General features: G+C 66.6%; 8 protein-coding genes. 4 read left to right on the top strand and 4 right to left on the bottom strand.

Annotated features, from left to right (window positions below; all coding sequences use genetic code 11):
- Window positions 1-138 precede the first annotated feature (138 nt).
- On the top strand, window positions 139-3,432 hold the full coding sequence (locus tag VEI45_RS10575) for a LuxR family transcriptional regulator (protein WP_324852869.1): 3,294 nt from the start codon (window positions 139-141) through the stop codon (window positions 3,430-3,432).
- A 219-nt stretch (window positions 3,433-3,651) separates the two neighbouring features.
- Window positions 3,652-3,972: a hypothetical protein gene (locus VEI45_RS10570; RefSeq protein WP_324852867.1), complete on the top strand. Its 321-nt coding sequence runs from the start codon at window positions 3,652-3,654 to the stop codon at window positions 3,970-3,972.
- Between the two features lie 321 nt (window positions 3,973-4,293).
- On the opposite strand, the gene VEI45_RS10565 is transcribed toward VEI45_RS10570, so the two are convergent.
- Genes VEI45_RS10565 through VEI45_RS10555 form a run of 3 tightly spaced genes read right to left on the bottom strand, consistent with a single transcriptional unit; the run spans window position 4,294 to window position 7,064 of the window.
- Window positions 4,294-5,184, bottom strand: a complete 891-nt coding sequence (locus tag VEI45_RS10565) for an aldose 1-epimerase (RefSeq protein WP_324852866.1) — start codon at window positions 5,182-5,184, stop codon at window positions 4,294-4,296.
- A gap of 9 nt (window positions 5,185-5,193) precedes the next feature.
- Window positions 5,194-6,357, bottom strand: coding sequence for an FAD-binding oxidoreductase (locus VEI45_RS10560; protein ID WP_324852864.1), 1,164 nt, complete (start codon window positions 6,355-6,357; stop codon window positions 5,194-5,196).
- Window positions 6,358-6,392: 35 nt separating this feature from the next.
- Window positions 6,393-7,064: a GAP family protein gene (locus tag VEI45_RS10555; protein WP_324852862.1), complete on the bottom strand. Its 672-nt coding sequence runs from the start codon at window positions 7,062-7,064 to the stop codon at window positions 6,393-6,395.
- Window positions 7,065-7,156: 92 nt separating this feature from the next.
- On the opposite strand from VEI45_RS10555, the gene VEI45_RS10550 reads away from it, so the two are divergent.
- Window positions 7,157-7,510 (top strand): metalloregulator ArsR/SmtB family transcription factor, encoded by a 354-nt coding sequence (locus VEI45_RS10550; RefSeq protein WP_324852860.1) that lies wholly within the window; start codon window positions 7,157-7,159, stop codon window positions 7,508-7,510.
- Window positions 7,511-7,542: 32 nt separating this feature from the next.
- Here the strand turns inward: VEI45_RS10550 and VEI45_RS10545 are convergent, their stop codons facing one another.
- Window positions 7,543-7,869 (bottom strand): hypothetical protein, encoded by a 327-nt coding sequence (locus tag VEI45_RS10545; RefSeq protein ID WP_324852858.1) that lies wholly within the window; start codon window positions 7,867-7,869, stop codon window positions 7,543-7,545.
- Window positions 7,870-8,024: 155 nt separating this feature from the next.
- Between VEI45_RS10545 and VEI45_RS10540 the strand changes: the two genes are divergently transcribed.
- A partial coding sequence (locus VEI45_RS10540; protein WP_324852856.1) for a Clp protease N-terminal domain-containing protein occupies window positions 8,025-9,544 on the top strand: 1,520 nt, incomplete at its 3' end.

Here is a 9,544-nt window from a genome sequence, read left to right as displayed (position 1 = left end):
TGGGCTTCACAGCGGCACGCGCGCCGCGGTCAGGGTTCGGACCGGATCGACCATCAGGCGCGGGCAACGGACCCAAGAGAGATGACACCGATGTCGAGCCTCCGTTGGTCACGGCGTATAGGCAAACACGACGGCGTCATGGGGGGCAGGTCGGCGGCGAACCAGAGCGGCCGAGACGTCGACGGGCTTGTGCCCACCGGGACGGTGACGCTGCTTGCAGCCGAAGTCGAGGACTCATCGCAGCCACCGCAGGCCGAGCCTGACCAGATGAGCTCCGTTGCGCTAGTTGATGACGCCGTGTGGGACATCGTGGCCGCCCATCACGGTGTGCGGCCGGTGGACGGGAGCGAGCGCGACAGCTTCGTGGCGGCCTTCACACGGGCCAGCGATGCGCTGGCCTGCGCTGTGGAGTTGCAGCGGATGGCGCTGCCGGCGCCGATCCGGCTGCGCATCGGCTTGCACACCGGCGAGGTGCAGCTGCTCAACGACGGCAACTACTTGGGTCCAACGATGAACCGCACCGCGCGCCTGCGCGACTTGGCGCACGGCGGCCAGATCGTGCTGTCGGGCACGACCCAAGATGTGGCAGCCGACCGGCTCCCCGCTGATGTGTGGCTAATGGATCTCGGCAGGCACCGCTTGCCGGATCTCTCGCGTCCGGAACGGGTGGTGCAGGTTTGCCACCCCGACCTTCGCAACGAGTTTCCGCCGATTCAAACGCTGAATGTTTGTGCCGAGGAACCCCTTTCAGCGGAGCTGACAAGTTTCGTGGGTCGCGATGCCGAGATCTGTGAGGTGCGTCGAATCCTGGCCCACAATCGACTCGTCACCCTGACCGGAACAGGCGGCGCAGGCAAGACACGCTTAGCGGTTCAGGTCGCGGCCCAGCTGGCCGGCGAGTTTTGCGACGGCGTGTCGTGGGTGGACCTGGCGCCTGTGACCGATCCTCACCTGGTGCCGGTGACTGTTGCCCGTGCACTGGGTGCACCCGATCAACCTGGCCGCTCCATGCTCGACACACTGACCGGTTTCATCGACGACCACCGGATGTTGTTGGTACTCGACAACTGTGAGCACCTGCTCGACAGTTGCGCGCCTCGCATCGTTGCCCTGCTCGGCGCATGCCCGGGGTTGACCATGCTGGCGACCAGCCGCGAACCGATGGGGGTGCCCGGCGAGGTCACCTGGCGAGTTCCCTCACTGTCGCTGGCTGACGAAGCCATCGAACTGTTCACCGACCGCGCCCGCCGGGTTCGCCCCGATTTCGACCTCAGCGACGACAACGCTGCCGCCGTGCGGGAGATCTGCCGGCATCTTGATGGGATGCCGCTGGCCATCGAATTGGCCGCCGCGCGGGTGCGCGCATTATCGCTGAACGACATCCTCGAGGGTCTTCAAGACCGCTTCCGGCTGCTGACCGGCGGTGGGCGCACGGCAGTGCATCGCCACCAGACGTTACGCGCCTCAGAGGATTGGTCGCATGAGTTGCTGAGCGAGTCCGAGCGGATCTTGTTTCGCCGGCTGGCCGTGTTCATGGGCGGATTCGATCTCGAGGCCGCCCAGGCGGTCGGAGCCACCGGTGCGCTTGACCGCGACCAGGTGCTCGAGCACCTGACCATGCTCGTCGACAAGTCGCTTGCGATGGCCGAAACCCACGGCTCCCGGATGCGCTACCGGCTCCTGGAAACCGTGCGCGCGTACGCGCTGGAAAAGCTCGGCGAGTCCGGTGAGCAGAACGCCGTGCGTGCGCGTCATCGTGATCACTACACGTCACTTGCGGCCGAGCTGGACGCCCCGGCGCCCGCCGGTCACGAGCGGCTGCTCGAGCTGGCCGAAATCGAAATCGACAACCTCCGCGCCGCATTCGCCTTCAGCCGCGACAACGCCGATCACGACCTCGCCCTACAGCTCGCGTCTTCACTGCAGTCACTGTGGCTTATCAGAGGCCGGGTTAGCGAGGGATTGGCCTGGTTCGACGGCGTTCTCGACCACCCGGGCGTCCAGCACGTCGAATTGGCGCCCGCGGTGCGGGCGCGCGCGCTCGCCAACAGGGCCGTGCTCCATGCGTCGCGAGCCATCCGCGAAAATGCCGGTCAGGTCCAACAAGCGCTGGCGATCGCACGCGAAGTCGGGGACCCAGCTTTGCTGGTCCGCACGCTGATCGCGCGTGGGAGCATCGCCTCCTATGACGGCGATGGGGCTCGACCCTACTTCGCGGAGGCGATGGAGATCGCGCGGGCACTGGGAGACGGGTTCCTGCTGTGCCAGATCCTGTCCTGGCAGGCGTTCGCGGCCCACGCCGCAGGCGATGCTGGCGCGACACGAATGGCTGGCGAGGAAGGGCGTGACCTCGCCGACGCCATAGGCGCCCGTTTGCATTCCCGTGAATGCCGCTGGTGTCTCGGCTCGGCACGCATGATGAACGGCGACGTGAGAACCGCGATCGCCGAGTTACGCGAGGTGACGGAAGAGGCCGACGCGGCTCACGATCTCCTCTTCAGGTGGTGCGGCCGGGTCAATCTGGGCCACGCGCTGGCCTACCACGGTGAGGCGGGCCAGGCGCGGTCGACCGCCGAAGCGGCCGTCGAGGCAGCCGAACAATTCGGGGGCTACAGCGAGGGTTACGGCTATGCCGCGCTGGCCACGGCGGCCCTGGCCGCAGGTGATGTCGCGGCGGCGGCGGAAGCGAGCGCGGCGGCCCGCAAGCGGCTGGGTGCTCCGCAGGAATTCGCGTTGTACGACATCAATTCACTGGCGCAGGTCGCACTGGCCCGTGGTGATCTCACCGCGGCACGTGAGTGGGCGGATATTGCCGTGTCGGCAATGAGCGGGGGGCACCTGGCGGTGGCGCTGGCCACACGCGCTCGCATCGCGATCGCTGAGGGGGACCCGGAGCTGGCCGAACGCCACGCCCGCGCCGGGCTCGCGTGCGCCGCGGAGGTGCAGGCGCTGCTGGCGGTCCCCGACATCCTCGAATGCCTCGCCGGGGTGGCCGCCGATGCCGGCAGCCAGCGGGAGGCGGCGCGCATGTTCGGTGCGGCGGAGGCGATCCGCAACCGCACCGGCCTCGTGCGCTTCAAGATTTACGACGCGGGGTACGAACGCTGGGTGGCGACGGTGCGAAACGCGCTGGAGCGGGACGAGTTAGACCGCGCATGGGACGAAGGGGCCGCGCTGTCCACCGACGAAGCGATCGCGTACGCACTGCGCGGCCACACTGGCCGCAAGCGCCCCGTCAGCGGCTGGCCATCCCTCACACCGAGCGAGCGCGACGTGGTGCGGCTCGTCGCGGAAGGACTGACCAGCAGAGACGTCGCAGCGCGGCTTTTCGTTTCGCCGCGCACTGTGCAAACCCACCTCACCCACATCTACGCCAAGCTCGGCGTCACCTCCCGCGTCCAGCTCGCACAACAAGCGGCCTGCCACGGCTGATGCCGTTAGTGGGCCCGCGCCACCTGCGCTATGCAGCTCAAAATTACGCAGGTCGCGGGCGGCGAGATACGCATATTCGCCGATGTTAGGCAGCAACAGCCCACCCCACGCTGGAGGAGAAGGAGGCGTCGACAAAACGCGTTGACACGCACCGAACGCACAAACGTCAGCGCCAGCAGGCGTCACCGATTAGCCAACCCAACTTAGGAGGCGATTGCCATGCAAACAAGTGAAACCCTGAACTCACCGCCACCGCCCCCTGTGGTGGAGCATGCCACCCAAAACCCGACGCCCACGACACCGTCCGCAGTGCCGCCGGTGAAGCCAGCCTCCGCTGAAGTTCTGGTCACCGAGCAGCAGGTGATGTTCGGCACCGCGGCCGCTGCGGCGTCGCGGCCCGGGAACGGGCTGATGGCTGCGCTGGGCCGGGTCTTCGCGACCTCAACGACCGAAACACCCTCACGGCGACAGCAGAATGTGGCGCGCCGTATGTACTACATTGAGAGCGCCCGCATGGGACGCGAGATGGACAGGTTGTAAACGCCGTTAAGGCGGCGCTCTTCGGTCATCGGCGCGAGGCAGGGAGAGTTGACGCGCCGGCCGACGGTGATTATGAGCAGCACATCAAGCAGACCAACACCGAGATCGACAACCTGTGCGCTGGCCACGGTCACGGTCGCTATCCGTGACGCCATCAACGAGGGTGTGTTCGACGACGGGCGCCGTATGGAGCACCTCCTGCCCGGGATTTGCTAAGGGTGCCTGCGCTTAGACGAATGTTCGCGCTAACTGACACGAGACAAATTAGGTGAGAAGTTGCGCTTCCTCCTCCCGTTTAGCCGCACCGCGTGAACGCGGGGGCTAAGCCCGGATTGAGAACATCGCCACCGCCGACTCGCCGGGGCTCGCTGACCGATATCCGCCACGGCGCAGCGCATCGGTGGGCGCCGTCATCGGCTCGAAGCACACCAGATCTTCAGTTGGCGGCGCGAAGATCTGCGCCGCCGGATACCCCTGCTCGAAGTGCACCTCGACACGGCGGCCGCCGCCGGACACCGCGAACACCGCGCCGTCCGCAACCTCGTCATAGCCGTCGTCAAAACCCTTGTCGCCCAACTGTTCGGTCAGGGCCGGTTGCGTCGTCGTCTCACCAGTGGGCAATCCCCGCTCGTCAAGGCTCAGTCGCCGCAATGCCGGGGTCTCGATGACCCACTGGTCGCGGGACACGCCGGGCAGCTGCAGGTAGGGGTGGAAGCCGAAACACAGCGGCACCGCCTGGCTAGTGCTGGGAGTCACGGCGGTGCGTATCGTCAAGGACCGCGCGGAGAGCCGGACCGTCAGGGCCAGCCGATGCGGAAACGGAAAGCTGGCCAACAAGTCCTGGTCGTCGCCGAAGTCCACTTCGGCGACGAGCTCGCTCGGGGACTGATGCGTCACCCGCCATCGCGGATAAGCGGCGAGCACGCCGTGGATCGGCAGTCCGTTAGGATCGGTTCGTACCCCGTTATGCCCGGGAGTCAGCGTGACCGTCGTGCCCTCCGCCGTATAAGTGTTGGCGCCCAGCCGATTTGCCCATGGGTACAGGATCGGGATGCCCATCGTCTTGCCGTCGGCCACGTAGGCATCCAGGCCGCCGCGCTGGCCGAACAGTTCAACGCCCGAGTCGGTCAATGAAACGCCGATCATTCCGGCGTCCGGTACGAACTGGGCCTCCAGATTGGACGACGGGTCCCGCAGCGCGACGATGTGCACGAGCCAAGGTTAGCTGTACAGCGGGTCGTGCTGGATGCGTTCCGGCGGCGCCCCTTTGGCGATCAGCGCCGCCTTGGTGGCGCGCACCATCTCCGGTCCGCCGCAGATCAGGATCTGCCGGTCCCCCCAGCCGCCGTATTTGGTGACGACGTCCATCAGCTTGCCGGTCTGGCGCAGATGCAGTCCGCGCGGCGGGGTCACGTCGGGATAGTCGGCGGCCCAGGCGGGGTCGGCGCTGTGCTCGGAGACCGGCGTGACCGACAGCCAGGGATTGTGTGCGGCGATCTGCCACAAGGTGGGCAGGTCGTAGAGCTCGCACGGGTAGCGGCCGCCGAAGAACATGTGCACCCGCGGGTTCACACCCCAGCGGGTGAGGTCCATGACGATCGAGCGCAGTGGCGCCAGCCCGGTGCTGCCGGCCACCATCAGCACATCGCCAGCGTCGCGGTCGACCTGCAGGCCGCCGTGCGGGCTGGACAGTCGCCACCGGTCGCCGGGCTGGGTCTCGTGGACGATGGCGTTGCTGACCATGCCGCCCGAGACCGCCCGGACGTGGAACTCGATGGCGCCGCTGTCATCCGATGGGATGGCCGGCGTGAGATATCTCCACCGTCGCGGGCACTGCGGCACGGCGACGTTGACGTACTGGCCGGCGTGGTAGGGCATCGGGCGGTCCAGCTGCAGCCGAATCACGGCCAGGTCGCGGGAGATTCGCAGGTGTTCGATCACCGTGCCGTCCCACCAGGCCGGCCCCTGCTCGGCGTCGGCGGCGCCGCTCATCAGCCCGGTGATCAGGTTCAGCGACTGCTGGGCGGCCGCGTCGACGGCGTCGGTCCAGGCCTCGCCCAGTTCGTCTCGCAGGGTCGCGTGCAGCGCCTGCCGTAACGTCTCGTAATGCTCGGGGAGCACGCCGTATTTGCGATGGTCGCGGCCCAGCTGAGCCAAAAACGCCACCGGCTCTTCGGCGCGCTGGGCGACCAGTTCGCCGTACACCCAATTCAGCGCATGGGCGAAGGCGGCCCGCTGGTTGGCCATGTCCGGCGGGAACAGGTCGCGTGGCGAGACGTCGAGGGAAAACCAGCGGGTGTAAAACCGGCCGATGAGCCCGTTCTTGTCGTCCGGATCGATGGCAGCATGCAGTACCGCCAGTGCATTCCGGTCGTTGAGGCTCACGCCCGACGATTTTATGCCGGGTTGAGCGGCCCCCGTTACAGCGCGCGAACGCCGTTGTGGAGCACCATCAAACCGATCACGATCAGGATCGCCGCCAGCAGCGCGGCATTGTTCCGCTCCATCCAGTTCTTGAGCCGCGCCATCGGTTCGTTGAGGCGGTCACCGGCGGCCGCGTACGCCAAGACCGGGATCGCGACGGTGGATGCGGCGACGACGACAAAGATCGCGGCGATTATCGAGTTAGCCGACATGCCAAGCCCGCTGCCGCCGATCGCCAAACCAGCTAAGGCGCACATGGTCAGCACCTCGACCCTGATCACAACCAACACCAGCCCGGTTAGCCCGGCGCGCGCGGGCGTGAGGGTTGTGAAAGGCCGCATCCACTTGGGTGACCCGGTGTGTCGGCGCCGGGTCAGCCATTCGTAGATCCCGTACCCGATGAGCGCCAACCCGAGAACGACGCGCAGCCAGGACGCCCAGGCAGGCGGCGACTCGCGCAGCGCGCCGAGCGCGTCGGAGGACACCACGAAGACCGCGGTCAGCGCGGCCAGGCCCAGCAGCCAGCCACCGAGAAAGGCGAGGCCAGTCGGCCTTGGCCGCGGCGTTTGCAACACCAGCACCGCCGGAATGACCGACAACGGCGAGACCGCGACGACCAGCGCGAGCGGAATCAGCGTCGCTAGTACAGAACCCCAACTTTCTGTCACGGGCTGCATCTTCGCATTGCTTGGTAACGAACGAACGCTGCGCAAGAGTCGAGGATTGACAAGTAGGAAGAATCCTACCTAATATCGTCGTCATGCCACCACGTGCCAAGGCCGGCCGCACCGACATTGTCTTCGCGGCGCTGGCCAACCCGACCCGTCGCGACATCCTCGACATGCTGCTCGGCGGCGAACGCGCCGTGGTGGCGCTGGCCGAGCGCTTCGACATGGCCCGGCCGAGCGTGTCGGAGCATTTGAAGGTCTTGCGGGACTGCGGATTGGTCGCCGAGGACAAGCACGGCAGGTTTCGCCACTACCGAGTCAATCCCGGACCGCTGCAGGAAATCTCGAAGTGGCTCAGTCCGCACGAGCGGTACTGGCGCGAGCGGCTGACCGCGTTGGGCGAGGTGCTCGACGACATCAGCGAGCAGGAGGACGCGTCATCGTGACTGGGCGGTTAACGCTTCGATTGCGCCGCGCCTTAGCGGGCTCGTCCCTCGCCCGCATCGTTGCGACGCAGCGTCCAGGCCGGGACCCAGTGTGTGACGGTCTTACGCCTGGACCCGTAGGCGATCGGATAGGTCACCAGCCCCCACCAATCGCCCTGTTCGCAAATGCCCCAGCAGGTCAGCCGGCCCTCGACCACCTTGTGCAGCTGCAGGCCGTTCGGGCGATAGCGCCCCGAGCGGTGCGGTTCCCGCGGGAACAGCACCGTCAGGTCAACCAGCACGGTGATGGGCGGGCGCACCACTCGAAACGGGCTGCGGATCGGCTGCCCGTTGTATCCGATCGACGCGAGGTCGCCCACCGATCGATCATACGTTCGAATAAGTCTCCGATCGACCGGCTGAACGCAATCCGTTAGAGTTGAGCGGAACAGACTCAACCTTGACGACGTTGAACAACGCGACAAGCATTTTTAGCAGGCCCCTTTAGGCCCTTTCGACCCCGAACGGAGGTGTCGTGGACTCTTTTAACCCGACAACCAAGACGCAGGCGGCCCTGACGTCGGCCCTGCAAGCGGCCTCCGCGGCCGGCAATCCGGAGATCAGGCCTGCCCATCTGCTGTTGGCGCTGCTGACCCAAAACGACGGGATCGCCGCGCCGCTGCTGGAGGCTGTCGGCGTCGAGCCCGCCACCATCCGCGCCGAGGCGCAGCGGATTTTGGATCGGCTGCCGCAGGCCAGCGGCGCCAGCTCGCAACCGCAGCTGTCGCGCGAATCGCTGGCTGCCATCACCACCGCGCAGCAGCTGGCCACCGAGATGGACGACGAATATGTCTCGACCGAGCACCTGATGGTCGGGCTGGCCACCGGCGACTCCGAGGTCGCCAAACTGCTGACCGGCCACGGCGCGTCCCCGGAGGCTTTGCGGGAGGCGTTCGTCAAAGTCCGCGGCAGCGCACGGGTCACCAGCGCCGACCCCGAGGCCACCTATCAGGCACTGGAGAAGTACTCCACCGACCTGACCGCCAGCGCCCGCGAAGGCAAACTTGACCCAGTTATTGGGCGGGACAACGAAATTCGCCGCGTCGTGCAGGTACTTTCCCGTCGCACGAAGAACAACCCGGTACTGATCGGCGAGCCGGGCGTAGGCAAGACTGCCATCGTGGAAGGTCTGGCCCAGCGCATCGTCGACGGCGATGTGCCGGAAAGCCTGCGCGACAAGACCATCGTCGCGCTCGACCTCGGCTCGATGGTCGCCGGCTCGAAGTACCGCGGCGAGTTCGAGGAACGGCTCAAGGCTGTGCTCGACGACATCAAGAACTCGGCCGGGCAGATCATCACGTTCATCGACGAGTTGCACACCATCGTCGGTGCCGGCGCAACCGGCGAGGGCGCGATGGACGCCGGCAACATGATCAAGCCGATGCTGGCCCGCGGTGAACTGCGGCTGGTCGGCGCGACCACGCTCGACGAGTACCGCAAGCACATCGAGAAAGACGCCGCGCTGGAGCGCCGTTTCCAGCAGGTGTACGTGGGCGAGCCATCAGTGGAGGACACCATCGGCATCCTGCGCGGGCTGAAGAACCGCTACGAGGTGCACCACGGCGTGCGCATCACCGACTCGGCGCTGGTGGCCGCTGCCACCTTGAGCGACCGGTACATCACCGCACGCTTCCTGCCTGACAAGGCCATCGACCTGGTCGACGAGTCGGCCAGCCGGCTGCGGATGGAGATCGACTCGCGTCCCGTCGAAATCGACGAGGTCGAGCGCCTGGTACGCCGGCTCGAGATCGAAGAGATGGCGCTGTCCAAAGAAGAGGATGAGGCGTCCAAGGAGCGGCTGGAGAAGCTGCGCGCCGAGCTGGCCGACCACAAAGAGAAGCTGGCAGAGCTCACGACTAGATGGCAGAACGAGAAGAACGCGATCGAGATCGTCCGCGAGCTCAAGGAGCAGCTGGACGCTTTGCGCGGCGAATCGGAGCGGGCCGAGCGCGACGGGGATCTGGCCAAGGCCGCCGAGCTGCGCTACGGGCGGAT

Source organism: Mycobacterium sp. (assembly GCF_035623875.1).
GTDB lineage: Bacteria > Actinomycetota > Actinomycetes > Mycobacteriales > Mycobacteriaceae > Mycobacterium.
The sequence above is the reverse complement of the archived record's forward strand: the minus strand, read 5'-3'. Positions and strand labels throughout refer to the sequence as shown.